At 68.6% G+C, this 439-nt stretch carries 1 protein-coding gene; it reads left to right on the top strand.

Translation table 11 applies throughout. The features are described 5' to 3' along the window. Positions 1-439: hypothetical protein (locus AC1DN0_RS41520; RefSeq protein ID WP_477146674.1), on the top strand; the 439-nt coding region annotated here is incomplete at both ends.

The raw sequence follows: 439 nt of genomic DNA, 5'->3' as shown, positions 1-439 counted from the left end.
GCGACATCCCGATCGTGCTGCTGCCGCTGCTCAACGACATCCGCTCGGCACGCGCCGCACCGGGGATCAATGAAAGCGTGCTGTTCGCCTTCGCCCCGGACAGCGTCAGCGCCACCGAGGCCGAGCTCGACCATGCACGCGGCAGCCTGAGCGGGCGCAACCGCGAGCTGCTCGACACGGTCGGCAATGCGGTCAAGGAAGAACTGCTGCGGATCAAGGACGCGCTGGACCTGCACCTGCGCACCGGCGGCGAGCCGGTGCAGCTGCAGACCCAGGTCAATGAACTGGGCGCGGTCGCCGACACCCTGGGCATGATGGGCCTGGGCGTTGCCCGTGGCGTGGTCGTGCAGCAGCGCGATGCGCTGCGTGGCGTGGTCGATGGGCAGCAGCAGATCGATGAAGGCCTGCTGCTGGATATCGCCGGCGCGCTGCTCTACGT

This window comes from Cupriavidus sp. 05N39 (genome assembly GCF_056397325.1).
The sequence above is the reverse complement of the archived record's forward strand: the minus strand, read 5'-3'. Positions and strand labels throughout refer to the sequence as shown.